This window comes from Enterococcus sp. S53 (assembly GCF_016516865.1).
GTDB classification, from domain to species: Bacteria; Bacillota; Bacilli; order Lactobacillales; family Enterococcaceae; genus Enterococcus_D; species Enterococcus_D innesii.
This window is the reverse complement of sequence record NZ_JACVUH010000003.1, coordinates 281,918-307,224: the sequence shown is the minus strand read 5'-3', so window position 1 is coordinate 307,224 and position 25,307 is coordinate 281,918. Positions and strand designations below refer to the sequence as shown.

Sequence of the window (25,307 nt, the reverse complement as noted above, 5' to 3'; positions counted from 1 at the left end):
CCGTCCTTGTTGAAACCGCCTACAGGTTCAGTATACCAAATTTCTTTCTTCTTGTATGGTTGCACCTATGGAGAGGACAAAAAAACAGCATCGTCTTTCTGGACAAAGCAAGAAAGAGCGATGCTGCAAAATCAATTAGGATTGTTTAACGAGCACTTTGGCTGAAAAGCGCTTCGTTAGGAAAGAAAGCCCCACGTACAGGCAGATGTTCAATGCCATCATGCCAAGGAAGTAAGGCAATGTTACGGCGGTCAAGAAACCGACTTCCAGCAATCCGTGGAAAAGCATTGCTGCGACATAGATCCCCACGGTAGTGGTAATCGCTAAGAACAATCGCAATGGATTTAATGGCAAGCAAGCGCGAATCACAGCGATACAGCTGATCCCGATCAACAAATAGTACAACAAGGTCGTCGTATCAAATTGCGACCAACCGTAGTCGGTTTGTAAAAAGCGGATCGCAAAGTAATTGACTAACACCAACAAGGCATTTGGCAACGCATTGAGCAAGACTGTCGGCAAGTAACGACCTTTGATCGGTGCTTTGTTTTCTTCAAAGGAAAGGAAGAAAGATGGATAACCTTCAATTGCTAAGTCGATCAATGTGATTTGGATCGGCAAGAACGGAAAGGCGCTGGATGTCAGGATACAAACCAAAGAGAGCAAGAAGCTGTAAATCGTCTTGATAAAGAAGATTCCCGACGCTTTGGTGACGTTATTGACGACGCGGCGTCCTTCAAATAAAACATCTGGCAACGTAGTAAAGTCAGAATCCAATAAGACAAAGTTAGCGATTTGACGAGCCGCACTGTCGCCAGCAGCCATTGCAATGCTGACGTCGGCTTCCCGTAGTGCCAACACATCGTTGACGCCATCACCCGTCATGGCAACGGTCCGTTGATTGGCTTTTAATTCTTGAACGAGTAGTTTCTTTTGTTCAGGAGTCACACGACCAAAGACCGTATAGCGTGTCGCAGCTTCTCGGACTTCTGCTTCGGTCGTTAAGGTAGAAAGATCGATGGCTTGATCGGCATTCGCTAGGCCTGCACGATGGGCGATCGCTGCGACTGCTATTGGATTATCGCCAGAGATCACTTTTAGATCGATGCCTTGATCCGCTAAGTAAGCCAAGGTTTCTTCTGCGTTTTGGCGGATGATATCGGATAAAATCAAGACAGCCACCGCTTGTGCGTTGGTTGGGTCAAAGGATGTCGGCGTTTTTGGATCAGTTTCTACGGCTAAAATCAACACCCGTAGACCAGCTTCTTGCGCTTCTATGACTTGCGGCAAGGCAGCAGAGCCGGCGACTTTTTCAGGTGCGCCAAGATAGACATTTCCTAGATGTTCAAAAGCCACAGCACCCCATTTGCGCTGTGAAGAAAAGGCAGCGACTTCGATCGGCTGATGATCCGTTAGCTCAGGGCAGCCTTGACGCAATGCTTGCATCGTCAAATTGTTATCTGTGCTGGCTGCCAAATAATTCCCTAAGAGCATGTTAGGGTCGCTGTCGACTTGGAGAGGAACGATCGATTCGAGAACCATATGGCCTTCCGTCAACGTCCCCGTCTTATCCAGACAAAGGGTATCGACATGCGCTAAGGTTTCAACGGCATACATGTCTTGGACCAAAATCCGTTTTTTGGCCAATTTAATGACACCTGTCGTCAAGGCGATACTGATCAGCAGGACAAGTCCTTTTGGTAACATTCCTAATAAGGCAGCGGCAGAAACGACGACGGATTCCTTGATCCCAGCATCTCGCATCATAAAGGCTTGGAAGAACAAAATCACCCCTAAAGGAACGATTACATAGCTGGTGAATTTGGATACACTACGGATCGAAGCAAGCAGCTCAGAGCGGATCGGTTTGTGGACCTTTGCCTCATTGCTTAGTTTCGCTGCGTAGTTTTCTGCACCGACATGAAGGACTGTTCCTGTCATTTCCCCGCTGACGATGAAACTCCCTGAGAGTAAGGAAGCACCTGCTTCTTTGACAACCAGATCGGCTTCACCAGTCAGCATCGCTTCATTGACTTCGACTAGTCCAGAAAGCACCGTCATATCAGCGGGGATTTGGTCCCCAGCACCAAGAATAACTACGTCCTCTAAGACCAATTCTTTGGCTGAAATCTCATGGATTTGGGCATCTCGAATCACTCGTACCGTTTGCGGTGAAACAAGTGAGAGTTTTTTTACTAAATTACGCGCGTGCAATTCTTGGCTGATCCCAATGGTGATATTCACAAAAATAATCGCTAAGTAGAACATGTTGGAATAGGCGCCTACGGCAAATAAAAAAACGCCAATCAATAGATTGAGAAAATTGAATAATGTCAGTAAATTGTCTTTGATGATCGCAGCAGTTGATTTACTGGTTTTTGTTTCATAATCATTGTGCAACCCCTCTTGGGTTTTCTTGGCGACTTCTGCTGCAGTCAAGCCGGTGGGTAATTGAGTCATAAGCATCTCCATTTCATTTGTTCATTTCTTTCTAATTCCTTTATCTAGTCTAGCATTCGAAAAAGGCAATGCAATCGTTGCGAGGAAAATAACGATAAAATTAATTAAAATCTTAAACAATCAACACGTGTTCTTTTAAAGAAAGAAAAAAACTGGGGGAACAAACCGCACCATCGACTTTTTTCTGGTGCTTACGTATAATAGGGGAAGAGAAAAAGCCGAGAAGCAGATGCTTAGCGGACAAAAGAGGGTAGCGAGCATGTCTTTAAAAGAAAAAATTATTGCAGAAAGCAAGCGGCTTGGCATCGACAAGATCGGGTTTGCTTCAGCGGAGCCGTTTTTGGCATTGGAGCCTTCCTTGCGGGAACAAAAAGCCAAAGGCCATACCTCTGGTTTTGAGCATCCCGTGATCGAAGAGCGGATCTATCCTGAACGGACATTTGAAAATCCACAAACGATCATTGCGATCGCTTTAGCTTATCCGACAAAAATCAAAGAGAAAGTCCCGCGGGATGAAAAACGTGGCATGTTTGCCCGTGCCTCGTGGGGCATCGATTACCATGATATTTTGCGAGAACGGTTGGATCGCTTGATCGCCTTTATCAAAGAACAAGCGCAAACGATGGAAGAACAAGTCGAATGGCGTTTCGCACCGCAAGTCGATACAGGGGAATTGGTGGATGTGGCGGCAGCGCAGCGGGCGGGTCTTGGCTTTATCGGTCGTAATGGCTTGCTGATCACGGAAGAATTTGGTTCGTTTGTTTATCTCGGGGAGATCGTCACTAATATCTCTCTTGAACCGGATGAAGAGGTCCCGTTTGGTTGTGGGGATTGCATGCGTTGTGTGACGGCTTGCCCCACCAAAGCGTTATTGGGCGATGGTCGGATGAATGCCCAGCGCTGTTTGTCCTATCAAACCCAGACGAAGGGCATGATGCCAGAAGAGTACCGCAAAAAGATGCATAATGTGATTTACGGTTGCGATATTTGTCAGCTGGTCTGCCCTTATAATCGGGGGAAGGACTTCCATTTTCATCAAGAGATGGAGCCTGAAGTCGATACCGTTTATCCAAAACTGCAACCGATGCTGTCTTTATCAAACAAAGCCTTCAAAGAACAATTTGGCCATCTATCTGGCTCTTGGCGGGGGAAAAAACCGCTGCAGCGTAATGCCATCATCGCCTTAGCCAATGTGGGAGACCGCAGTGCCTTGCCAGCGATTTGGCGCTGTGCGACAGAAGACGTGCGCCCAGTGATTCGAGGAACGGCTTATTGGGCAATTGGCCAGTTGGGCGTCAAAGAACCAGAGATGTGGTTAGAGCGACTGCAACGGTGCGCAGAGTTAGAACCCGAAGAAGAGGCGCTACAAGAATTGCAGCCTGCCATCGAACGATTGCAAGCAGTCATTACCAAAAAGCAGGAAAAAGAGCTATAAAAAAAGCAAAACGTGCCTGTGGCCGTTTTGCTTTTTTGTTTAATCTAGTACGTCATCACTTTCAACGATTTCTTCTGAATCCAGTTCAAAATCTGGTGCTGGATGCACACGTTCAGGCAGTTCCATTTCTAACTCGCCGTCTTCTGTATACTGATTGTCGGTATCGGCAACGTCAATTAAAATTTCTTCAGGAAGCTCTTGTTCTAACCGATAGCCTTCTGCATGACGCGCATCGAGTAATTCCAAAAGATGTTGCCACTCGTCTTTCGAGATCACTACAACGTCAATGCCATCTTTGTTTTGTACCTCTACAACAGAGGAAAGATCGGTGCCGACCGTTTTAATGATCGATTCCAACGACCATTTACTCGTTTCTAAGTCAATTTTTTGTGCCATAAGAATTACTCCTTTTTTGTGAAAAATTTTGTCCTACCTTAATTGTAACGGGAAAGTTGCAGAAAACAAAATAGCTTGATTGGGAATCGTCGCTGATATGCGCAAGAACATTTGCACAGCGGCTTTAACCAAGGTAAGATAAGAGCAAGAAGGGAAGGAATAAAAATGACAGAAAAACAGACATTTCATGTGAATGGGTATTTAGCACTGGTTGTGCTGATCGGGTTATTAGTTGGCGGCGGTTATTTGTTTTATCATGGGTTCGTAAATGAGAGCGTTCTCGAAATCGTTCTCAGTATTCTTTTATGGATCGTTTCGTTTCTTTTCCTTAGTTCGTTAACGATCGTACAGCCCAACCAAGCCAAAGCGATCCTCTTTTTTGGGCAATATTTAGGGACCATTAAAGACAACGGCTTATTCGTGACAACCCCCTTAACCAAAAAAATCAATGTTTCATTGAAAGTCCGCAACTTTAACAGTTCGCTGTTGAAGGTCAATGATTCAGACGGAAACCCGATCGAGATCTCGGCAGTGGTGGTTTTTAAAGTCGTGGATACGGCGAAAGCATTGTTTGATGTCGATTATTACCAAGATTTCATTGAGATCCAAAGTGAAACAGCGATTCGTCATATTGCGACGCAATACCCCTATGACACGTTCAATGACGATGATCTGACGTTGCGAGGCAATACCAATGAAGTTTCGGAGGAGCTGGCAAAAGAATTGCAAGAACGATTGGCTGTTGCCGGGGTCGAAGTTTTGGAGACGCGCTTAAACCACTTGGCGTATGCGACTGAGATCGCTAGTGCGATGCTGCAGCGCCAACAAGCCAAAGCGATTTTATCTGCACGGCAAATCATTGTTGAAGGGGCCGTCTCCATGACACAAATGGCGTTAGAACAAATCGAAGACGGACAGGACATCAATTTCACGGATGACCGCAAAGTCCAACTGATCAATAATTTATTGGTGTCGATCATTACCGATAAAGGCACGCAGCCGGTGATCAATACGGGCGATGTCAAAGAGAAAGGAGTGTAGCATTTGAAGAAACTTTACATCAAACAGAAGGTTTTCAGCATCGGCGAAAAATTTACCGTCACCGATGATTTACAAAACCCTCGCTATTATGTCGAAGGCAGTTTTTTTAAGATCCCGAAAAGTTTTACGATCTTCAATGAGCAGCAGCGACCGATCGCGGAGATCACCAAAAAAGTGTTCAGTTTATTACCGAAATTTTTTGTGGAAGTCCACGGCCAAGAAGCGATCGTTTTAGAAAAACATTTCACATTTTTTAAAGCCCGCTATTCCATCAGTGCAGAAGGCATCGATGTGGACGGCAATTGGTGGGATATGGATTTTGTGGTTAACCGCAACGGTAAGCGAATCGCAGAGATCCACAAAAAATGGATCTCTTGGGGCGATACCTATGAAGTCGTGATCTATGAAGAAGATCTAGATGACCTGATCATTGCATTAGTGGTAGCCATCGATCGCGTCAAAGCAGATGATGCCGCAGCATCAAGTTCAGCAAGTAGTTAGAAAAAAAGGAGCGATGTGCATGTTATACGGTTCGATTGAAGCAGGCGGCACAAAATTTGTGTGTGCCATTGGCGATGAAGAAATGACAATCAAGGAAAGAGTGAGCTTTCCGACAACGACACCTGAGGAAACAATGCCTTTAGTCATTGATTTCTTCAAACAATACCAAACAGATTTAGCAGGGATTGGGATTGGCTCATTTGGGCCTATCGATATCCATCACGATTCTGCCACTTATGGGTACATTACCTCGACCCCGAAATTGGCATGGCAAAATTTTGATTTCATCGGTACCATGAAAAAAGAATTTCCGATCCCGATTTCTTGGACAACAGATGTCAATGCGGCTGCCTACGGTGAGTATGTCTTCGGCAGTGGCAAAGGATTGAGTAGTGTCGTTTACTACACGATCGGTACAGGTGTTGGCGGCGGGGCCTTACAAGAAGGGCGCTTTATTGAAGGCTTTAGTCATCCAGAAATGGGGCATATGCTGGTCGTCCCTCATCCAAAAGATGACTTTGCTGGCAGCTGTCCATTTCATGGCAACTGTTTAGAAGGGATGGCAGCTGGACCAGCCATCGAAAAACGCTTAGGGAAAAAAGGACAAGAGGTTGCAGAAGATGATCCTTATTGGGAAATCGAAGCCTCCTATATTGCTCAATGTGCCTACAATACAACCTTGATGTTTTCTCCAGATGTGATCATTTTTGGCGGTGGTGTGATGAAACAGCGCCATATGCTGCAAAACGTCCACGACGCATTTGCAAAATTGGTCAATGGGTATGTCGAAACGCCTGAGTTAAGCAAATATATCGTGACCCCAGCATTGGAAGACAACGCTGGAACCCTCGGTTGTTTGGCATTGGCTCGAGAAGCGGTCTTACATTCATAAACGAAAAAACGGATCATACTCTTCGGGTATGATCTTTTTTTACAGCGTATCAGTGGCGCTTTTGGCGACTTTTTGTATACTTAAGCTGAGGTGGAAAAGAATGAAATTAGCTGTTCGAAAAAGAAAAATCGGGAATATTCCGGTCTTAGAAGTCGTACCAGAAGAAATGATTTATGAGCCGCTGCCATTGATTATTTACTATCATGGCTGGCAGACGAGTAAAGAATTAGTGTTGACACAAGGCAGAAAGTTGGCTAGAGAAGGTTTTCGGGTGGTCTTGCCAGATGCAGCCAATCATGGGGAGCGCAAGACCCAGCTATCGGAGATTCCTTCTTTAACTTTTTGGCAAAGTATCCAAACCAATCTATTTGAGTTTTCTTACTTAGTCGATTTTTTTGAAAATCTTGGTTTGGTCAACGGTCAGATCGCAGTTGGCGGAGTCTCCATGGGAGGGATGACCACGTGCGGTTTATTGTGCCAGCATCCAGAAATCACAGCGGCAGCTTGTATCATGGGTTCTCCTTCCATGTTGAAATACCGTGACCGCATCCAAATGCACGCTGGCGCTGCTGGGTTCTTTGTACCCGAGGATTATGGTCAGCTATTAAGCTGGATGGATGCTTACGACCTGTCTTCTCAACCAGAGAAATTAGGACAGCGTCCTCTTTTGTTTTGGCATGGTACCCAAGACGAGAAAATTCCTTATGGTGATGTGGAAGCCTTTGTGGCAGAAAATCCAGAAGCAAATCTGCAGTTTATCTCGCGAGAAGAACGCCATCTGGTGCGTGGAGAAACGATGGATCAAGTCACAGCTTTTTTCGTGGCAGAGCTCAATAAAACCAATCCATGACACTGTTTGCTCAAGGAAAAAGATTGTGTGGAAAAGTACAAGCATAAAACTCGTTTTTTGTCACGTGATAACCTATACTGTAGGGTGCAAAAAAAGGAGGAATTGGTTTGACATACCGCGTTTTATTATTTTATAAATACACAACAATTGAAGATCCGGAAAGCTTCGCCAAGGAGCATTTAGCATTTGGAAAAGAAATTGGCATCAAGGGCCGTATTTTAGTAGCCAATGAAGGGATCAATGGCACGCTTTCTGGAACGGTTGAAGCAACAAATCGCTATATGGAAAAAATGGAAGCTGATCCCCGTTTTAAAGGGATTTTTTATAAAATCGATGAAGTAGAAGAACATGCGTTTAAAAAGCTATTCGTTCGTCCGCGCAAAGAATTGGTTTCATTGAACCTGGAAGATGACATCGATCCATTAGAAATGACTGGAAAATATTTAGATCCTAAAGCGTTCAAAGAAGCTTTGTTAGATGAAGATACCGTGGTGATCGATGCCCGTAACGATTATGAATATGACTTAGGCCATTTCCGGGGAGCCGTTCGTCCCGATATCCGCAGCTTCCGTGAGTTGCCGCAATGGATCATCGATAATAAAGAAAAATTTATGGATAAAAAAGTCGTTACTTATTGTACTGGTGGTATCCGTTGTGAAAAATTCTCAGGCTGGTTGCTGCGAGAAGGCTTTGATGATGTGGCCCAACTTCATGGTGGTATCTTTGCTTATGGGAATGACCCAGAAGTTCAAGGCGAGCTTTGGGATGGCAAAATGTACGTCTTTGATGAACGCATTAGTGTGGAAATCAATCATGTGGATAAAAAAGTTATCGGTCGCGACTGGTTTGATGGCACACCTTGCGAGCGCTATGTAAACTGTGCCAACCCAGAATGCAATCGCCAATTTTTGACTTCTGAAGAAAATCAAGCTGCCCATTTAGGTGCCTGTAGCTATGATTGTGCCATCCACGAACACAACCGTTACGTGGAACAACATGGGATCACAGAAGCAGAAAAAGCTGAACGGTTAAAAAACTTTGCAACAAAAAAAGAAACAGTCACTGCCTAAACCGACAACTGTTTCACAGAAAATGAATGATTAAAAGAGTCGCACGTGAGTCCGAAAACTGGCTTAGCTCAGTCAAGTTTTCCATCTTCCGTGCGGCTTTTTTTGAATGGACAGAATTGGAAACGATTGTTTTTTAATTGTCTGAAAAATCTAACTATTCCAATTGTTCTTTTTTCTTTCCTATCGAGAAAAAACGCAAGGCTCTCGCATATTTCACGATTTTAGAGTAAACTATACCTAATTGTGGAAGAGGAAAGAGGAATTCAGATGAAAATTGTTATTGCTGGTGCAGGTGCTATGGGCAGCCGTTTTGCTATTATGTTAAAAAGAGGCGGAAATGACGTCACGTTAATCGACGGCTGGCCGGCGCATATCGAAGCGATCCGTGAACACGGATTACGAGCGAACTTAAACGGTGAAGAGATCGCAGTCCCTTTTTCGATCTATTCGCAAAATGAGATCCCAACGACTGTACAAGCAGACTTGATCCTGGTCTTTACTAAAGCGATGCAACTGGATCAAATGATGCAAACGATCAAACCGATGATCGGCGAGCAAACGAAAGTCTTATGCTTATTAAACGGGATCGGTCATGAGGACACGATTGAAAAATATGTCAGCACGGATAAAATCTTTTTAGGAAATACCATTTGGACGGCGGACTTGATTGGTCCTGGTAATGTTCGCTTGTTTGGGGATGGTTCTGTAGAACTGCAAAATATCGAACCGGGCAAAGAAGAAGATGCCCGTCAATTAGCGGCAGTCTTGGCTGATGCTGGGTTAAATGCGTCTTATTCTGAGAACATTCGCTACTCCATCTATCGCAAAGCCTGTGTTAACGGCACACTAAATGGTTTGTGTTCGATTTTAAATGTGAATATTGCCCAATTCGGACAAACCTCAACGGCGCGTGCGATGGTCCAAACGATTGTGGAAGAATTTGCGGCAGTTGCTGCCCATGAATCTGTTGAACTGGATGTATCCGAAGTAGTCCACCATATTGAAGAAACCTATGATCCAGAAGGCATCGGAATGCACTATCCATCCATGTATCAAGATTTGATCAATAATCATCGTAAAACCGAAATCGATTATATCAATGGCGCAATCTCACGAAAAGGCCACAAGTACCAAGTGCCAACGCCTTATTGCGACTTTTTGACTCAAATGATCCATGCTAAGGAAGATATTTTAGCAGCAGAATAACCTAAGTAAATATGGTCTTAAAATGAAAAAACGGCGTATCCTTTTAGGGTTCGCCGTTTTTGGTTCATTTATTGAAAATGTGTTGTAGAGTGCATTTAAAGGTGACGCTATTGTGCAGGCAGATCCGCCATAAACCGTTCTCTACCTTGAAAGACCGCTAATTGATTGACACCAAAGGAACGCAACAGATCGCTCATCGCTGCAAAATCTAACCGATAGTCACTGGCTTTATGGGCATCAGAGCCGAGGGTGAACAATTTACCACCGACACTTTGATACAGCGGGATTGCATATTGATAAAGGTGGGCATTTTGATAGGGGCCAAAGCTCTTAGCGTTGATTTCCATCGCTAAGTCACGGGCAACGATTTTTTTGAAGATCGTCGTTAACTCTGTTTCAAAATGGGCGGCCAATTCCTCAGCTGTAAATTGGAAACGACGCAAGCCATAATCAAAGTGGGTCACGATATGCCCGTCAGAAAACGAGTCCAACACGTGGGCCATTTGGTCAAAGTATTGTTTGGCGACTGCAAATTTGTCCTTGTTCAACACGGCATCGTCCATATAATCAAAGGTACCGTTTTGATGGATACTGATCAATTTCAAGTCATAGGGATGGCTTTCAAGATAGCGCAAGATTTCTTGTTCTTGACCAGGCACGACACCAATCTCGATGCCTTTTAAGAGTTTCGTCGCTGTGGTCTCTTGCAGCTTCTGGTGGGTATTTACTAGTAATTCATAGTCAGGAATATCATCACGGAATCCCGAATAGGGGTTCTTCAAATCGAAATGATCTGTCGCAACGAAGTAGGCAGGTTGGTAAGCTAGATAATTCTCAAACTGTTCATCTGAATCAAAAGACAAAAATGTATGCAGATGTTGATCATAATAATTCATAAACAAGACTCCTTTTCTTGAATACGATACCACAAAAAAGCAGAAGAAACTATGATTGGCTGAGAAAAGGTTTTCTCTTGGGCAATTTTTCGATTATAATAAATAAGAATAGAGCGAAGGAGTCGGTCAGCCATGAGTATGTATCTTGAAATTCCTGAATTTGAAAGTGAATTTCGTTTTCGAACGTTTCTAAATGATGGGTTGACCATCGTTTATCCCCATGTCCATAAAGAAATCGAGATCATTTACGCTAAGCGCGGCACGGTCAATATTGGTGTTGACGATACGATCATTGAGTTGGAGGAAGGGGATCTGTATCTTTTTTCCAGCGGGCAACCCCACTATTTTCTAGCATCGCCTGAGAGTGAACGCTATGTCTATCAATTTGATATGCAGCTTTTTGAAGAGCCGCTGCTGCGAGAAAATGAAGTATCCTTGATGACACTCTTTGAAGAAGGGGAGCCCCACAGCAAAAATTGGCCAGCGAGTTTTACGGAAAAAATAACAGGTCTCTTGATCGAGTTGTATCAGTTGGAAGAAGAAAATGTTGTTGGGAAGCGTTATTTGACTCTCGGGCTGCTTTACCAGTTGATTGGGGAGTGCTATCAAGGTTTGCCAAAGCGCAAACAAGCCGTCAATCCGCTAAAACGAACGGCCGCACAATACAAAGAAACCTTGCAGCGCCTGAATGATGTCTTTGAGTACATCGAATCTCATTACCAAGAAGTCTTGACGATGGAGGACACCGCAAGACATGTAGGGTTTAGTCCCCATTATTTCACGCGTTTCTTTAAAACCAATACTGGCAAGACCTTCATGCAGTTTTTGACGGAATACCGCATCAATCAAGCCAAATTTATCTTGGCCAATGAAAAGATTCCCATGGCAGAAGTCGCTGAAAAAGCAGGTTTTGCCAGTGTCAAAACATTTCACCATGTCTTTAAGGAAGCCGTTGGTCAATCACCGTTGCAGTACCAGAAACAACTGAATCAAAATTGATAGAAACAGCCGATGAGCGTTTGCTTGTCGACTGTTTTTTTTTGTCAATTTGGCACTATTTTTTCTCAATAGTGTTTTTTTAAGCGTTTTGTATAAATTGTGGAGTGGTTCTTTTTGTTAAAGTTTCATAAGATAATTTTCGGGAATTTTTTCAATGGAAACTGGGAAGAACTGCTTTCGATGTTTCGCTATAATGAGGGGGTAGAAAATAATAAGCGTTTTCAGGAGGAAAGATATGACAGTTAAAGTTGGAATCATTGGGTGCGGTGGGATCGCAAACGGCAAGCACATGCCTGCCTTGTCTCAAGTAGAAGAAGTAGAAATGGTTGCCTTTTGTGATCTGCTGGTTGAACGTGCAGTTGAAGCGAAATCAGCATTTGGGACCGAAGATGCCCAAGTATTCAGCGATTATCAAGAAATGTTGGCACAAGCTGATCTAGATGTGATCCATGTGTGTACACCAAACGCCTCACATGCTGAGTTGACGATTGCCGCACTAGAAGCGGATTGTCATGTCATGTGTGAAAAACCAATGGCAAAGACAGCGGCAGAAGCCAAAGCAATGATCGAAGCAGCCAACCGAACAGGAAAAAAACTCACGATCGGCTACCAAAACCGTTTTAGAAAAGATTCTCGTTATCTTCATGAAGTGTGCGCCGAAGGACAATTAGGAAACATTTATTTTGGGAAAGCTCATGCGATCCGTCGTCGGGCTGTGCCAACTTGGGGTGTTTTCCTTGATGAAGAGGCGCAAGGCGGCGGTCCTTTGATCGATATCGGTACCCACGCATTGGATCTGACCTTATGGATGATGAACAATTACAAACCAAAATTTGTTGTCGGAAAAGCGTATCATGAGTTGTCACAAACCAAAAATGCCGCAAATGCTTGGGGCCCTTGGGACCCAGAGAAATTCTCAGTAGAAGATTCGGCCTTTGGTTTTGTGGTCATGGAAGATGGCGCAACGATTTTCTTAGAAGCCAGCTGGGCACTCAACAGTTTGGACGTGAAAGAAGCCAAAACGACACTGATGGGTAGCAAAGCCGGTGCGGATATGAACAACGGTTTGACCATCAATGGGGAAGACCACAGCTTGCTGTATGAAAAAAATATCGAACTTGAAACAGGCGGCGTTGATTTTTATGAAGGAAACGGGGAGACGCCAGAAATTTTAGAAGCACAATCGTGGATCCATGCGATCATCAACGATACCGAACCAGTGGTCAAACCTGAAGAAGCAATGGTCGTGACGGAGATTTTAGAAGCGATCTACAAATCATCGCAAACCGGTGAGCCAGTCTACCTATAAGAACTGCTGGAAGAAAAGGAGCGAGCATAAATGACAAAACCGAAAATCGCTTTACAGCTTTGGAGTATTCAAGAGGACTGCAAGACAGATCTTTTTGAAGCGTTGAAAACAGTAAAACAAAACGGCTATGACGGTGTTGAATTTGCCGGTTATCATGGACACAGTGCTGTTCAGATCAAAGAAATGCTGGAGCAGTTGGATTTGGCGGTCGCGGCTTCCCATATCCCGTTTGAAGCATTGCAAGATCGTTTTGAAGAAACCGTCGCTTTTGAAAAAACGATTGGCAATCAACGGATCGTGATTCCGTATGCCAGCTTTGATTCTTTGGAAAAATGGCAAGCCTTTGCTGCGGAGCTGACCCAGATCACCCAAAAATTGCAGGCAGAAGGGCTGACTTGTTACTACCATAATCATGCCCATGAATTTACTGAAATTGCTGGAGAATCCATGATCGATGAACTGATCAAAGACAATCCGCAACTGCGTTTGGAAGCCGACCTTTACTGGTTAGCCTTTGCAAACGTGGCTGTTTTACCTTGGCTAAAGGAACGCGAAACGAAGGTCGGTTTGGTTCATATCAAAGATATGCAAGAGCAGCCGCAGGAAAGCACCGAGATCGGCAATGGGATTTTACCAATCAAGTCGTATGTAGAAGCAGCTAAAGCATTAGAACTACCATGGCTGATCGTCGAGCAGGAAGCGTTTCAAAAATTCGCTCCTTTAGAAGCCAGCGGGATTGATTATCTGCAATTAAAAAACATCGTAGAGGAGGTCTACCAATGATCCATGTTACGGTATGGAACGAGTTTCGTCATGAAAAAACAAATGAGACCGTCCAAAAAATGTATCCAGAAGGAATCCATGGTCAAATTGCCAAGTTTTTAGCAGAGGATGATTTCCAAGTGCGAACGGCGACCCTTGATGAACCAGAACACGGGTTGACGGAGCAAGTATTGGCTGACACGGATGTGTTGGTTTGGTGGGGCCATATGGCGCATGAAGAAGTCAATGATGCTATCGTTGCTCGTGTGCAGCAGCGTGTATGGGAAGGAATGGGACTGATCGTCTTGCATTCTGGTCACTTTTCGAAAATCTTTAAAACGTTGATGGGAACGTCGTGCGATTTGAAATGGCGGGTAGACGATCAGCATGCGCGGATCTGGAATGTTAATCCAAGCCACCCAATCGTTGAAGGAGTCGGCGAATGGATCGAACTAGAGCAAGAGGAAATGTATGGCGAGCACTTTGATATTCCAGCGCCGGATGAATTGATCTTTGTCAGCTGGTTCCCTGGGGGTGAAGTTTTCCGCAGCGGCTGTACATTCCGCCGTGGGAATGGCAAGATTTTCTATTTCCAGCCTGGTCATGAGACATTCCCAAGCTATTACAATCCCAAAGTGCAAAAAGTGATCCAAAATGCGGCTCGCTGGTGTGCACCAACAGAAAATCGTTACCCAACATATGGGCATTTTCAAGCAATTGAGGAGGAAAGAAAATGAAATTAGGTGTTTTTACCCCATTATTCAATCAACTTAGCTTTGAAGAAATGATCGATGAAGTAGCGAAAAAAGGGCTCCAAACCGTTGAGATCGGTACCGGTGGTTCTCCCGGCAATGCCCACTTAGACATTGACCGTTTACTAGCAAGTGAAGCAGAGCGAAAAGAATACTTAGCGAAATTAGCTGATAAAGGATTGGAAATCTCAGCTTTGAGCTGCCACAACAACCCAATCTCTCCACTAAAAGCAGAAGCGAAAGAAGCCGATCAACTTTTGCGCAAAACCATCAAATTAGCCAGCTTAATGAATGTACCTGTTGTGAATGGATTTTCAGGCGTTTCAGGCGGAAATGAAACAGATACGCAAGTCAACTGGCCAGTATTGCCGTGGCCAACGGAATACGATGACAATTATAATTATCAATGGGAACAAAAATTGATTCCTTATTGGAAAGACATCAACACGGAAGCGGAAGCGGCTGGTGTTAAAATTGGGATCGAACTTCATGGTGGCTTTTTGGCACATACCCCTTATACGATGTTGAAACTGCGGGATGCTGCGGGGAAAGCCATCGGCTGTAACTTGGATCCAAGTCATTTATGGTGGCAAGGGATCGACCCAGTGGCAGCGGTCAAAATCTTAGGGGAAGCCGATGCGATCCATCACTTCCATGCCAAAGATACGTATTTGGACCAAGACAATATCAACATGCATGGCTTGACGGACATGCAGCCATATAGCAATGTCAAAACCCGAGCTTGGACCTTCCGTTCAGTCGGTTGCGGCCACAGCTTACAAGTCTGGTCAGATATTATTTCTGCGCTTAGAATTTATGGGTATGATTATGTCTTGAGTATTGAACATGAAGATCCAATCATGTCCATTGATGAAGGACTGACTCGTGCCATCAGTAACTTGAAGACGATTATGATCCGTGAAGAAGCTTCATCCATGTGGTGGGCATAAGAAGAAAACCGAGGAGTGTCAGACATGAGTGCAATCAATTTTGCAGTAATCGGATATGGCGGCATGGGTGCGTACCATGTCCACAATATCTTACCAAATGAAAACGAACGAATCCACATCGTAGGAACTTACGATATCAATGAAGAACGTCAAGCGATCTCCCAAGAAAAAGGCCATAAGATCTTTAAAAGCTATGATGAAGTCTTAGCCGATGAGACGATCGAAGCAGTACTGATCGCCACACCTAATGACTTGCACAAAGAGTTATCGATCGCTGCGTTGAAAGCAGGCAAACATGTTGTTTGCGAGAAGCCTGTTGCGCTGAATACTGCGGAACTAGATGAGATCGTGGCGGTTGCCCAAGAAACTGGCAATACCTTTATGGTTCACCAAAACCGCCGTTGGGATCCTGATTTTCTACTTGTACGCGAACTGTACCGTAATGGACAGATCGGTGATTTGTTCCAATTAGAATCACGGGTCCAAGGGGCAAACGGCATCCCAGGAGACTGGCGCCATGTGAAAAAACAAGGTGGGGGAATGCTTTTAGACTGGGGCGTTCACTTGTTGGATCAAATGCTATGGCTGATCGACAGCCCAGTGAAAGACGTCAAAGCGGATCTTAGCTTTGTGTTGGGGGAAGAAGTCGATGATGGGTTCTTCGCTTTGATTACTTTTGAAAATGGGGTCAAAGCAATCGTGGAAGTTGGAACCTCCAATTACACGCAATTGCCTCGCTGGTACATCAAAGGAACAGAAGGAACAGCCACCATCACCGATTGGGATTTAAATGGGGAAATGGTGCAAGCAACAGGTCGCGAAGATGTGGCAGCACCAAAACCAGTCCAAGCAGGCGTCGGCTTGACGAAAACGATGGCACCCCCATCGGAATTGGCAGCCAAAGAAATTCCTTTCCCGAAAGCCGAAGCGGATTTTGAACCTTTCTACAAGAATTTTTACAACGTTGTACGCAACGGTGCCGAACCTATCGTTAAAAACGAAGAAGTCCGAGCAGTGATGCAGTTGATCGAACGCATTTTTGCCACAGCGTAAGAGAATAGAAAAAAGCACTAGCTGAGGGAGTGGTCTCTCTTCGCTACGTGCTTTTTTTGTGTAATGAAACGACAACAGTCATTCCGATACGTAAAAATTGAACAATAAATCTTGAGGATAATTTCCCCATCGATCGCCGAAAATGGTCAGACCACCAGCGTTTTCGGCAGTTGCAGGTGCAGCAATTTTAAAGGTGAAAAAGTCACTGTGGTCTAAGTCGATTTCATTCAGGTTGTGATCTGTTAATTTTTCTCCATCAAGGGAAGTATCATAGCGATTGATGCGCAAATGCTTAAGTAATCCATATTGACTGAACTCATCGATCCACCATTGCGGAGTCAGAGAACCTCTGACATCCGAAAAGTTTCCTGGTACGGTGTAGCTACCGATGCAGTGATTGTTTAAGTAAAAGGAAAGATCACTGGGCCAATAGTTATTCGAAATTGGGAACTCTGAAGCGATCTCCATACTGATTTCCAGTAATTCGATTTTTTCGCCATTTTTCAAAGGATTTGGGATTTTGTATTCTAAAAAACCGTTATTTAGCCAGATGATACTTGCATCAACACGTTCTTGATCCAGAAAAGATTTTGGATCATCTAAGGCGCCAATCAAGCGGTCTTTGGTCGCCATTCCACAAGAAGGCTCAGCTTTAAAATCGGTGAAGTGGCCAATTTTCACGGATTGGGAGGTTAGATTCATTTCTGGAAACACTTTTGCTGGGAAATTGATATTGATGAAATCAGTTTTTAGAGATAAGTATTTTTTCTTCCAGTCTTGCCCCGATCCTTTTTCTGTTTTGATCAACTGAGCTTCTTCGAGTTTACGGATATGTTTGGTCATCAAAGCATTGCTGATTGCTAATTTTTGTCCAATTTCACTGATGCTTTTCTTCTTATCGCCTAATTCTCTTAAAATCGCTAAGCGAGTTTCATTTGCCAGTGCTTCGTAGATCGGTAAAGATGCGTTTGTTAGATCCAATTCCATAGCGATCACCTCGTTATACTAAAATGTTTAATGAAAAGATGGTTTAATTATAACACAACCTTGTGAATTTACAAAATAGTAAAATGATGATTTTTTTAGATACACCTTGTTAAAATAATGTTGACAGCGCTTTATATTTATAGTAACTTTACGGTGTAAACATTATTCGACGATAGTCTAACGATTATGTTTATTGATAACTGGATGTCATTTTACTTTTTAGTTAAATTAAAAGGAGTGTAAAAAATGAAAGTAAGTAAATCAATTGTTTTAGTAGGGACAAGCTTATTATGTACAGTGTTGTTAGCTGCTTGTGGCGGAAGTGGTAGCTCAAGTAATAATTCAGAAATTTTGCTTTGGTCTTCGACGACAGGACCGGACGGTGAAAAAATCAAAAAAACAATTGATCAATACAATGAAACAGACCCAGACTTTAAAGTGAAGCTAGTAAGCATGCAAGGTGACACCTTTACTTCAAAGTTGACGACTGCGGGGAAATCGGGGAAAGGTGTCCCTGATTTGGCTTTGATCGCCTCAGAAGCTTTGCCTACGTATAAACACCAAGACATGCTTGAAACTTGGGATGACATGATCGATGGGACAGAATTGGCACGGGAAAACTACGTAGAAGCTGCTTGGGACACTGGTGTAGTGGATGATAGTCAATATGGGATTCCGGCAACCATGGGTTCGTGGGTGATGTATTACAACCAAGATTTGGTGGATAAATATGTTCCAGGAGCGTTGGATGATGGCGTAGTGACGTACGAAGAAATCAGACAAGCTGGGGAAAAAGCAAAAGCAGATGGTATCTATAGTTTTGGCTATACATGGGGCATGCAGAATTATTCGAATCTCTACCAACAAATGGGTGGGGAATGGCAAGATGCACAAGGAAACATCAATATCGATAATGAGTTTTCTTACAATGCCGTTCAAGAGTTTAAGGATCTATACGATGCCGGCTACATGGTCCCAGATGGTGAAGATGCAAATAAACTTTTTGCAAACCAGCAGCTGATTTTTCTTCCAGAAGGAACATGGATGCTAAGTAATATGGAAGAAATCAGTGACTTCACTTGGGGTCAAACATTTACTCCTCAATGGAATGCGGAACATATCATTCAGGGTTCAGGCGTCGATCAGTTTGCGATGTTCAAAACGAACGAGGAACGTTCCGATGAAAAGAAAAGTGGCATGGTCGACTTTCTGACTTGGTTACAAGCAAACCAATTAGAGTGGGTCAAATCAGGTGCAAATCCTACTTCCTTAGCAATGCTAGACAATGAAGAATATGTTGAGATGCCACAATCCTTCTTATTGAAGACAGAAAAAGGACAAGCGGCAATTTCTGTTAACGCAGTTGATGGCTTATCGTATATCTTTGGTGAATATGATAATCGTTCATGGGACATGATCACAGGAAAAGCAGATATTCAAACGACTTTTGGTGAGATCCAAAAAGTTGTAGAAGAAAAGATGAAATAATCTTCTCACTTGGAGGCTGTGGCAGAAGGAAGAGCGACCATAAAAAGAATTCAGTCCATTTTTTGATAAGGTAGGAATTCTGATGGGGAGGTTTAAAGGGCTGTCACAGTCGTTTCTTGTTGAGAGCTGCACTAGAAATACAAGGAAGGATGGGTATTGATGAAAAAAAGGTTAAATGGCTGGCCGATCGTTTTTATTGGTCCGCATATGCTCCTTTTTCTTTTATTCTTTTTAGTTCCTGCAGTGATTGGGATCTATGTTTCTTTTACTGAATGGGATCTGTTCAGTACACCGATTTTTGTCGGATTTGATAATTTTCAAACGATTTTGTTTGATCAAGACTCGTTGTATCATACGCAATTTTTTAATGGAATGAAAAATACGCTGTTTTTTGCGGCAATCTCCGTTCCATTATGTATTGTGATTCCCTTGTTGCTAGCGGTTGCATTGTCTGCTAAACCAAAAATGATGCGTTTTTTTCAATCGATTCTCTATCTGCCAACACTGTTTGCAATCTCTGCCGTCATGATTATTTGGGGGTTCCTTTTGAGCAAATCTTTTGGGCCAATCAAAGAAGTATTCGGTATCGACATCAATTTTGTAGGCACGCAACCATGGGCATGGATCGCTATTTTGATCGTGACGATTTGGTGGACATTAGGTGGGAATCTAATTATTTATGTTGCTGCATTAAATGGCGTCTCCAAAGAGCAGTTAGAAGCAGCAGAATTAGATGGTGCAAATAGTATCACGAAATTTTTCCGTATTTCTTTGCCGAGTATTCGCAACCAGCTTGTTTTTACCACGGTCATGACGACCATCGCTCAGTTTAATATTTATGGTCAGCCACTAATGTTGACGGGTGGCGGCCCCAACAATTCTACTCGCGTGTTGATGATGTACATCCAAGAAAATGCTTTTGGTAGTAGTACCTCGGTTGCAGGAATTTCTTCAGCGATGGCTATTTTACTAGGTTTTGTAATCATGGCAGTTTCGATTGTGCAATTTATGGTCATCAAAAAAATGGAAAGATAGGAGGGAAGAAGATGCGAGAAAACAAACTAGGGAAAAGAATTGCCTTTATTTTGCTAGCGATCGTCTGTGTGATTTGGATCTTTCCTTTGATATGGGCAATTTTTACCTCGTTTAAATCGGAGGCAGAGATTCAAAAGGTTGGGTTCAGTTTGATTCCGCAAGATTGGACACTGGCTAACTTTTTGGGCTTGTTACAAGGCAATGATTCTTCTCCTGTGTTCCGTTGGTTTGTGAATTCAATGATTATTTCAACTTCACATACGCTGTTGGTTATGGTGATCGTCTCGTTTGCAGCCTATGGCTATACACGACTCACCTTTAAGGGGAGAGATTTGATTTTTGCCCTATTGTTAGGAACGATGATGTTTCCGGGGGTGGTTAATTTGATCCCGAATTTCAAAATCGTTGATACGTTAGGTTGGACCAATACATTTCTAGCTGTCATCGTTCCTGGGGCTGCAGGTGTTTATAACATTTTCCTCGTTCGGCAGTTCATTTTAGGGATTCCTAAAGAATTGGATGAATCGGCTGTGATCGATGGGGCCAACGAGTTTCAAATCTTTTATCATATCATTTTACCGTTGATCAAACCTGTATTGACGGTGGTTGCGTTATTTAGTTTTACTGGCTCATGGAATGACTTCTTGTGGCCATCGATCGTGATAAACGATATTGATAAATTGCCGATTACACCGGGGCTGCAATTGCTACAAGGGCAATACATGACCTATCCGGGAATTGGAACTGCTGGAGCAATCTTGGCTTTGATCCCTACCTTTTTATTGTATTTGGTGGCGCAAAAGAGTTTTATGGCGTCAATGTCGTTGCAAAGTGGCATAAAATAATTTGTTTTTGGAGGAAATATGAGTAGAGAAGAATATCCGAGACCGCAATTTGAGAGAGAGAATTGGTTAAGCTTAAATGGTGAATGGCAATTTGCCTTTGATGACCAAAATCTTGGTTTAAAAGAAAAGTGGTACACAAACGAAGCAAACTATCCGTACAAGATCAATGTTCCCTTTGTCTATCAAAGTGCATTGAGCGGCATTGATCATCGAGAAGTGCACGACGTTGTATGGTATTATCGGACCTTCAATGTGCAAGTCCCTGAAAAAAGTCGTGTCCTTTTGCATTTTGGGGCGGTGGACTATGAAGCAGATGTGTTTGTCAATGGCAATCATGTGAAAAATCATTGCGGAGGGCATACCTCTTTTGATATAGACATCACGGATGCTTTAGTATCTGGACAAGAGCAAATACTAAGTGTGCGAGCATTTGACCCGCATTTTGATGAAAGCATTCCACGGGGGAAACAATTTTGGGAAGAAGAATCAGCAGGAATCTGGTACACAAACTCAACAGGGATCTGGCAGCCAGTCTGGCTTGAAGTAGTTGCCGAAACCCATCTGAAACAGGTGAAATTTACGAGTGATTTTGATGCTGGCGCCGTGAAGATCGATGTAGAACTGAACCAGTTACAGCCGCAAGTAGTCTTAGAATATCAAATCTATTATAAAGGTGCTTTAGTTACCAGCGGAAAGGCAGACTTTATCACTGCTAAGTTGAGTTTGGCAGTTGATATTTTCCAGCAAGAAATTTTTCGGACGAATTTTCACCACGAAGGCTGGTCTTGGACACCTGAAAAGCCGCAATTATTTGATGTTGAATTGACGCTTAGAGAAGCAGGGAATGCCATCGATCAGCTAAAAAGTTATTTTGGTATGCGTAAAATACATACAGAAAACGGTATGATTTACTTAAATAACAAGCCTTACTACCAGAAGTTGGTTCTCGATCAAGGCTATTGGCCGAGCGGCTTGTTAACTGCACCAACAGATGAGGACTTTAAACAAGACATCTTATTGGCCAAAGAAATGGGGTTCAATGGTTGCCGGAAACACCAAAAAACAGAAGACCCACGCTTTTTATACTGGGCAGATAAATTAGGATTTCTTGTTTGGGGAGAGTGTGCGGCGCCGGCAATCTATACCGATCTTTCGGTAACGCGCTTGATGCAAGAGTGGGCAGAAATCATTACTCGAGATTATAGTCATCCTTCGATCGTTACTTGGGTCCCAATCAACGAGAGCTGGGGTGTGCCAAAAATCTCATTTGATCGTCAGCAACAGCATTTTTCTCAAGCGATGTATCACTTTATCCATTCGTTAGACCAGCAACGGTTGGTTATTTCAAATGATGGTTGGGCGATGACAGAGACAGATATTTGTGCGATTCATAATTATGCGCATGGGCAAGAATCTGAGCGGCAAAAATATCTATACTTCAAAGACAGTCTCAGCACGAGAGAAAAATTGGTGAATCGAGTATCGACCCCATGGCCGATTTTCGCTGGAGGATTTTCTTATCAGGATCAGCCTATTTTATTGACCGAGTTTGGCGGTATTGGCTTCGATGTTTCGGGGCAACCCGGTTGGGGCTATACCTCAGTGGAAAATCAACAAGATTTCTTGAAGGATTATCAGCGAATCATGACAGCTGTTTATGATTCTGTCGGGCTCTGGGGCTATTGCTACACTCAGTTGACAGATGTTGAACAAGAAATCAATGGATTACTGACCTATGACCGCCAACCAAAAGTTGATTTGGCAGCGATTAAAGAGATCAATGAGCAGTTTCATCCACCACAGATAGAATAAAATGATTGGTAAGGAAAGGGGCGATGTCCGATGGGGAAATCAGCAGCTTGGCTCAGTGGAGTAAGTATCTTGATTGCTGCGCTTATGATAACCGGTTGTAGCACTGGAACTGATCCAGGGGAAGAAGTGTCCGATTTTACTTCAATTATCGATAATAATGGGGCAGATCCTTGGATCTTACAAACGGAAGCGTTCTTTTATTATACCAAAACGACTGGGAATAATTTAACGCTCTGGCGTGCTGAAAACCTCTCTCACGTTGCTGCTGGGGAAAAAAAGATCATCTGGGAAATGCCAGCAGAATTTGAAAGTATCTGGGCACCTGAGCTTCATTACTTAGATGATCGCTGGGTGATGTATTTCGCGGCTAATCGCCCTTCAGAAACACATCGTATGTACGCATTAGTCAATCATCAGAAAGATCCTTACATGGGTGAGTGGCAATTGGAAGAGATCAAAGGGATGGATGATAAATTTGCGATTGATGGAACAGTCTTAGAGATCAATGACAAACGCTATTTCCTTTGGTCGGGCTGGGAAGGGTATGAAAATGTTGCGCAAAATCTTTATTTAGCGGAAATGGCCTCCCCTACGGAAGTGATTGGGGAGAAACGGCTGATCTCAGAACCAGAATATGAATGGGAAATGCGGCAAACACCATTGATCAATGAAGCCCCTCAAGTGATGATCAAAGACGAAACAGTCAATTTGGTATACTCTGCCAGTGGAAGCTGGGACAATGATTACGCTCTTGGTCTTATGACCTTAGATGTGGCTGATGATCCGCTAGAAAGAGCGAACTGGCAAAAGGAACCAGCGCCGATTTTCCAACAGACAAACACTGTCTATGGACCTGGTCATAATGGATTTGCCAAATCAAAAGACGGTTCTGAAGACTGGCTGATTTATCATGCTGCTCGGTGGGATCATTCGGGCTGGAACCGTTCGATCCGCTTACAAAAGTTTGGTTGGGATCAAGAGGATAAAATTCTGCTGGAAGCTCCTTTGGATGAATGGCATGTTCAAGCGTTGCCGAAAGCTGAGCCGAATCGACTGCGATTAACTGCTAGCCGTGCTTTGCTGGAAGGCGATTTAGTGCTTGTCGAAGATGAGGCAGCACTCTCGAAAAAAGTCGTCCAAGGCTTTGAATCAACGACTGACAAAATTATCTTTACCCCGCAGATTGAAGAAGCAGACGAATTTCTAGTGATTGCCTATGTCAAAACCACTGATTACCTCTCCTTAAATGACCCCATTCAGGTCAGGATTGAAACGAAACAAGCAAGCCACGTGGTGGATGTCTATCCTTCCGAATATTATCAACCGCTACAAGTCCGCATGAAGTTACCGAAAGGGGCGCAGGAAATCACCCTTTCGTCTGAGATTGGGGTGGATACGCTAAGTATTGATCGTTTAGAACTCGTCAAATTCAAATAAAAAATAGTGAGGAAGTTTTCCAATCCAAGCGATGGGGAATGATCGTTTGACTCCTGCTACTTTGTCTTTAGACAATGTGGCAGGATTTTTTCGTCCTCGAAAATTCCCAACTCCTACCGCCATAGCCTAAAATTCCATGTATAATAAAGAAAACAACCGTTTTATTTGGCGGAGAGAAAAGAAAAAGCAAAAGAGGTGCAAACTATGAGGATGAATCAAGAAAAGCTGACTTCATCAAATGGGAAGGATCAGCTTTTTGTCAAAACGTGGCTGCCAGAAGAACAGCCAAAAGCAGTCGTGCAAATCGTCCACGGAATGATCGAACACATTGAACGTTACCACGAGTTTGCGGAATGTTTAACTGCGCAAGGCTATGCGGTGGTCGGTCATGATCACTTAGGGCATGGGCAATCCGTGAAAGAAACACAGGCCTATGGTCATTTTGGTGAAAAAGAGGGCGCCAAATATTTAGTGGCAGATGTGGGAGTGGTCCATCAGTACGCCGCTGCTTGCTATCCAGACCGACCATACTTTATCTTAGGTCACAGTATGGGATCGCTGGTTTTGCGGAATTATTTGTTTAGTCAGCCATATCCATTGACAGGAGCGATCATCATGGGCACCACGATGGAAAAAGCTGCGCTGATGCAAGGAGGCAAACTTGTCACGAACTTGTTGCGCCCGTTTGCCGCTCAGCAATGGCCTTATCACGTAATGGAACAGCTAGTTTTTGGTCAGCACAACCGGCGTTTTCGTCCCAATCGAACCGCCAAGGACTGGTTGACCAGTGATCCGCAGCAAGTGGATCGCTATTTGAAGGACCCTTACACCCAATTTCATTTTTCCTTAGCGGCTTACAAGGATCTCTTTACATTGACGCAAGCTGCCAGTGATCCGGATCAACTGCGCAGGATTGACCCAGAATTGCCGCTGCTCTTGATTTCAGGTGCAGACGATCCTGTTGGTCACTATGGCAAAAGCGTCCGCCAATTGGCTCATCAGCTGAAGCAAAATGCTGACGTGACGATGTATTTGCTTGAGCAGGGACGTCATGAGATTTTGAATGAGCGCAACCGCGAGATCGTTTACAATGAAATTTCTCGCTGGCTGTTTGAAAAAATGCCGAAATGA

At 43.6% G+C, this 25,307-nt stretch carries 23 protein-coding genes; 19 read left to right on the top strand and 4 right to left on the bottom strand.

Annotated features, from left to right (window positions below; genetic code table 11):
• Window positions 1-135: 135 nt before the first annotated feature.
• A complete protein-coding gene (locus IAE45_RS06785) occupies window positions 136-2,460 on the bottom strand; it encodes an HAD-IC family P-type ATPase (RefSeq protein ID WP_200125544.1) in 2,325 nt (774 codons plus the stop codon).
• Between the two features lie 259 nt (window positions 2,461-2,719).
• Between IAE45_RS06785 and queG the strand changes: the two genes are divergently transcribed.
• On the top strand, window positions 2,720-3,895 hold the full coding sequence (gene queG, locus IAE45_RS06780; protein ID WP_142964544.1) for a tRNA epoxyqueuosine(34) reductase QueG: 1,176 nt from the start codon (window positions 2,720-2,722) through the stop codon (window positions 3,893-3,895).
• 39 nt (window positions 3,896-3,934) lie between these two features.
• Here the strand turns inward: queG and IAE45_RS06775 are convergent, their stop codons facing one another.
• Window positions 3,935-4,291 carry a hypothetical protein gene (locus IAE45_RS06775; protein ID WP_008379558.1) on the bottom strand — a complete coding sequence of 119 codons (357 nt, stop codon included), beginning with the start codon at window positions 4,289-4,291 and terminating at the stop codon, window positions 3,935-3,937.
• A 165-nt stretch (window positions 4,292-4,456) separates the two neighbouring features.
• On the opposite strand from IAE45_RS06775, the gene IAE45_RS06770 reads away from it, so the two are divergent.
• From IAE45_RS06770 to IAE45_RS06745, 6 genes are all read left to right on the top strand, one after another.
• The gene (locus IAE45_RS06770; protein ID WP_096741698.1) at window positions 4,457-5,332 is read left to right on the top strand and encodes an SPFH domain-containing protein; all 876 of its coding nucleotides are present in this window, start codon (window positions 4,457-4,459) and stop codon (window positions 5,330-5,332) included.
• Between the two features lie 3 nt (window positions 5,333-5,335).
• Window positions 5,336-5,833, top strand: coding sequence for an LURP-one-related/scramblase family protein (locus tag IAE45_RS06765; protein ID WP_005233908.1), 498 nt, complete (start codon window positions 5,336-5,338; stop codon window positions 5,831-5,833).
• 19 nt (window positions 5,834-5,852) lie between these two features.
• Complete coding sequence (gene scrK / locus IAE45_RS06760; RefSeq protein WP_077452152.1) at window positions 5,853-6,725, top strand: fructokinase ScrK; 873 nt, start codon at window positions 5,853-5,855, stop codon at window positions 6,723-6,725.
• A 100-nt stretch (window positions 6,726-6,825) separates the two neighbouring features.
• On the top strand, window positions 6,826-7,575 hold the full coding sequence (locus IAE45_RS06755; RefSeq protein ID WP_015510359.1) for an alpha/beta fold hydrolase: 750 nt from the start codon (window positions 6,826-6,828) through the stop codon (window positions 7,573-7,575).
• A 107-nt stretch (window positions 7,576-7,682) separates the two neighbouring features.
• Window positions 7,683-8,645 carry an oxygen-dependent tRNA uridine(34) hydroxylase TrhO gene (gene trhO, locus IAE45_RS06750; protein WP_200125543.1) on the top strand — a complete coding sequence of 321 codons (963 nt, stop codon included), beginning with the start codon at window positions 7,683-7,685 and terminating at the stop codon, window positions 8,643-8,645.
• Window positions 8,646-8,912: 267 nt separating this feature from the next.
• Window positions 8,913-9,851: a 2-dehydropantoate 2-reductase gene (locus IAE45_RS06745; RefSeq protein WP_074934119.1), complete on the top strand. Its 939-nt coding sequence runs from the start codon at window positions 8,913-8,915 to the stop codon at window positions 9,849-9,851.
• Window positions 9,852-9,958: 107 nt separating this feature from the next.
• On the opposite strand, the gene IAE45_RS06740 is transcribed toward IAE45_RS06745, so the two are convergent.
• Window positions 9,959-10,747, bottom strand: coding sequence for a PHP domain-containing protein (locus tag IAE45_RS06740; RefSeq protein ID WP_200125541.1), 789 nt, complete (start codon window positions 10,745-10,747; stop codon window positions 9,959-9,961).
• Between the two features lie 132 nt (window positions 10,748-10,879).
• Here IAE45_RS06740 and IAE45_RS06735 point away from each other — a divergent pair, with 132 nt between their 5' ends.
• From IAE45_RS06735 to IAE45_RS06710, 6 genes are all read left to right on the top strand, one after another.
• Window positions 10,880-11,746 carry an AraC family transcriptional regulator gene (locus IAE45_RS06735; RefSeq protein ID WP_077452146.1) on the top strand — a complete coding sequence of 289 codons (867 nt, stop codon included), beginning with the start codon at window positions 10,880-10,882 and terminating at the stop codon, window positions 11,744-11,746.
• 235 nt (window positions 11,747-11,981) lie between these two features.
• A complete protein-coding gene (locus tag IAE45_RS06730; RefSeq protein WP_005228203.1) occupies window positions 11,982-13,055 on the top strand; it encodes a Gfo/Idh/MocA family protein in 1,074 nt (357 codons plus the stop codon).
• Window positions 13,056-13,085: 30 nt separating this feature from the next.
• The gene (locus IAE45_RS06725) at window positions 13,086-13,838 is read left to right on the top strand and encodes a sugar phosphate isomerase/epimerase family protein (protein WP_200125539.1); all 753 of its coding nucleotides are present in this window, start codon (window positions 13,086-13,088) and stop codon (window positions 13,836-13,838) included.
• Window positions 13,835-14,554: a ThuA domain-containing protein gene (locus IAE45_RS06720; protein ID WP_200125537.1), complete on the top strand. Its 720-nt coding sequence runs from the start codon at window positions 13,835-13,837 to the stop codon at window positions 14,552-14,554. Before IAE45_RS06725 ends, IAE45_RS06720 begins: the two co-directional genes overlap by 4 nt.
• Window positions 14,551-15,519 (top strand): sugar phosphate isomerase/epimerase family protein, encoded by a 969-nt coding sequence (locus IAE45_RS06715; RefSeq protein WP_081119273.1) that lies wholly within the window; start codon window positions 14,551-14,553, stop codon window positions 15,517-15,519. Before IAE45_RS06720 ends, IAE45_RS06715 begins: the two co-directional genes overlap by 4 nt.
• Window positions 15,520-15,543: 24 nt before the next feature.
• Window positions 15,544-16,572, top strand: a complete 1,029-nt coding sequence (locus IAE45_RS06710) for a Gfo/Idh/MocA family protein (RefSeq protein ID WP_010749991.1) — start codon at window positions 15,544-15,546, stop codon at window positions 16,570-16,572.
• A gap of 78 nt (window positions 16,573-16,650) precedes the next feature.
• Here IAE45_RS06710 and IAE45_RS06705 read toward each other — a convergent pair whose 3' ends face one another.
• Complete coding sequence (locus IAE45_RS06705) at window positions 16,651-17,559, bottom strand: ArsR/SmtB family transcription factor (protein ID WP_008380365.1); 909 nt, start codon at window positions 17,557-17,559, stop codon at window positions 16,651-16,653.
• Window positions 17,560-17,805: 246 nt separating this feature from the next.
• Between IAE45_RS06705 and IAE45_RS06700 the strand changes: the two genes are divergently transcribed.
• The 6 genes from IAE45_RS06700 (at window position 17,806) to IAE45_RS06675 (ending at window position 25,307) form a co-directional block, all read left to right on the top strand.
• Window positions 17,806-19,047, top strand: a complete 1,242-nt coding sequence (locus tag IAE45_RS06700; protein WP_086337881.1) for an extracellular solute-binding protein — start codon at window positions 17,806-17,808, stop codon at window positions 19,045-19,047.
• A gap of 159 nt (window positions 19,048-19,206) precedes the next feature.
• A complete protein-coding gene (locus tag IAE45_RS06695) occupies window positions 19,207-20,082 on the top strand; it encodes a carbohydrate ABC transporter permease (RefSeq protein ID WP_016612866.1) in 876 nt (291 codons plus the stop codon).
• An 11-nt stretch (window positions 20,083-20,093) separates the two neighbouring features.
• Window positions 20,094-20,927 carry a carbohydrate ABC transporter permease gene (locus IAE45_RS06690; protein WP_081117855.1) on the top strand — a complete coding sequence of 278 codons (834 nt, stop codon included), beginning with the start codon at window positions 20,094-20,096 and terminating at the stop codon, window positions 20,925-20,927.
• Window positions 20,928-20,945: 18 nt separating this feature from the next.
• Entirely contained in the window at window positions 20,946-22,739 is a 1,794-nt protein-coding gene (locus tag IAE45_RS06685) for a glycoside hydrolase family 2 protein (protein ID WP_200125535.1), read from the top strand.
• A gap of 30 nt (window positions 22,740-22,769) precedes the next feature.
• Complete coding sequence (locus IAE45_RS06680) at window positions 22,770-24,176, top strand: glycoside hydrolase family 43 protein (protein WP_200125533.1); 1,407 nt, start codon at window positions 22,770-22,772, stop codon at window positions 24,174-24,176.
• Between the two features lie 204 nt (window positions 24,177-24,380).
• The gene (locus IAE45_RS06675; RefSeq protein ID WP_200125531.1) at window positions 24,381-25,307 is read left to right on the top strand and encodes an alpha/beta fold hydrolase; all 927 of its coding nucleotides are present in this window, start codon (window positions 24,381-24,383) and stop codon (window positions 25,305-25,307) included.

Excerpts from the sequence above, each read along its gene's own strand:
- scrK (WP_077452152.1), top strand. The coding sequence starts at position 5,853 with ATGTTATACGGTTCGATTGAAGCAGGCGGCACAAAATTTGTGTGTGCC.
- IAE45_RS06700 (WP_086337881.1), top strand. The coding sequence starts at position 17,806 with ATGAAAGTAAGTAAATCAATTGTTTTAGTAGGGACAAGCTTATTATGT.
- IAE45_RS06685 (WP_200125535.1), top strand. The coding sequence starts at position 20,946 with ATGAGTAGAGAAGAATATCCGAGACCGCAATTTGAGAGAGAGAATTGG.
- IAE45_RS06785 (WP_200125544.1), bottom strand. The coding sequence starts at position 2,460 with ATGACTCAATTACCCACCGGCTTGACTGCAGCAGAAGTCGCCAAGAAA.
- IAE45_RS06705 (WP_008380365.1), bottom strand. The coding sequence starts at position 17,559 with ATGGAATTGGATCTAACAAACGCATCTTTACCGATCTACGAAGCACTG.
- IAE45_RS06740 (WP_200125541.1), bottom strand. The coding sequence starts at position 10,747 with ATGAATTATTATGATCAACATCTGCATACATTTTTGTCTTTTGATTCA.
- IAE45_RS06710 (WP_010749991.1), top strand. The coding sequence starts at position 15,544 with ATGAGTGCAATCAATTTTGCAGTAATCGGATATGGCGGCATGGGTGCG.
- IAE45_RS06735 (WP_077452146.1), top strand. The coding sequence starts at position 10,880 with ATGAGTATGTATCTTGAAATTCCTGAATTTGAAAGTGAATTTCGTTTT.
- IAE45_RS06675 (WP_200125531.1), top strand. The coding sequence starts at position 24,381 with ATGAGGATGAATCAAGAAAAGCTGACTTCATCAAATGGGAAGGATCAG.
- IAE45_RS06695 (WP_016612866.1), top strand. The coding sequence starts at position 19,207 with ATGAAAAAAAGGTTAAATGGCTGGCCGATCGTTTTTATTGGTCCGCAT.
- IAE45_RS06680 (WP_200125533.1), top strand. The coding sequence starts at position 22,770 with ATGGGGAAATCAGCAGCTTGGCTCAGTGGAGTAAGTATCTTGATTGCT.
- IAE45_RS06770 (WP_096741698.1), top strand. The coding sequence starts at position 4,457 with ATGACAGAAAAACAGACATTTCATGTGAATGGGTATTTAGCACTGGTT.
- IAE45_RS06755 (WP_015510359.1), top strand. The coding sequence starts at position 6,826 with ATGAAATTAGCTGTTCGAAAAAGAAAAATCGGGAATATTCCGGTCTTA.
- IAE45_RS06745 (WP_074934119.1), top strand. The coding sequence starts at position 8,913 with ATGAAAATTGTTATTGCTGGTGCAGGTGCTATGGGCAGCCGTTTTGCT.
- IAE45_RS06720 (WP_200125537.1), top strand. The coding sequence starts at position 13,835 with ATGATCCATGTTACGGTATGGAACGAGTTTCGTCATGAAAAAACAAAT.
- IAE45_RS06775 (WP_008379558.1), bottom strand. The coding sequence starts at position 4,291 with ATGGCACAAAAAATTGACTTAGAAACGAGTAAATGGTCGTTGGAATCG.
- IAE45_RS06690 (WP_081117855.1), top strand. The coding sequence starts at position 20,094 with ATGCGAGAAAACAAACTAGGGAAAAGAATTGCCTTTATTTTGCTAGCG.
- IAE45_RS06725 (WP_200125539.1), top strand. The coding sequence starts at position 13,086 with ATGACAAAACCGAAAATCGCTTTACAGCTTTGGAGTATTCAAGAGGAC.
- queG (WP_142964544.1), top strand. The coding sequence starts at position 2,720 with ATGTCTTTAAAAGAAAAAATTATTGCAGAAAGCAAGCGGCTTGGCATC.
- IAE45_RS06715 (WP_081119273.1), top strand. The coding sequence starts at position 14,551 with ATGAAATTAGGTGTTTTTACCCCATTATTCAATCAACTTAGCTTTGAA.
- IAE45_RS06730 (WP_005228203.1), top strand. The coding sequence starts at position 11,982 with ATGACAGTTAAAGTTGGAATCATTGGGTGCGGTGGGATCGCAAACGGC.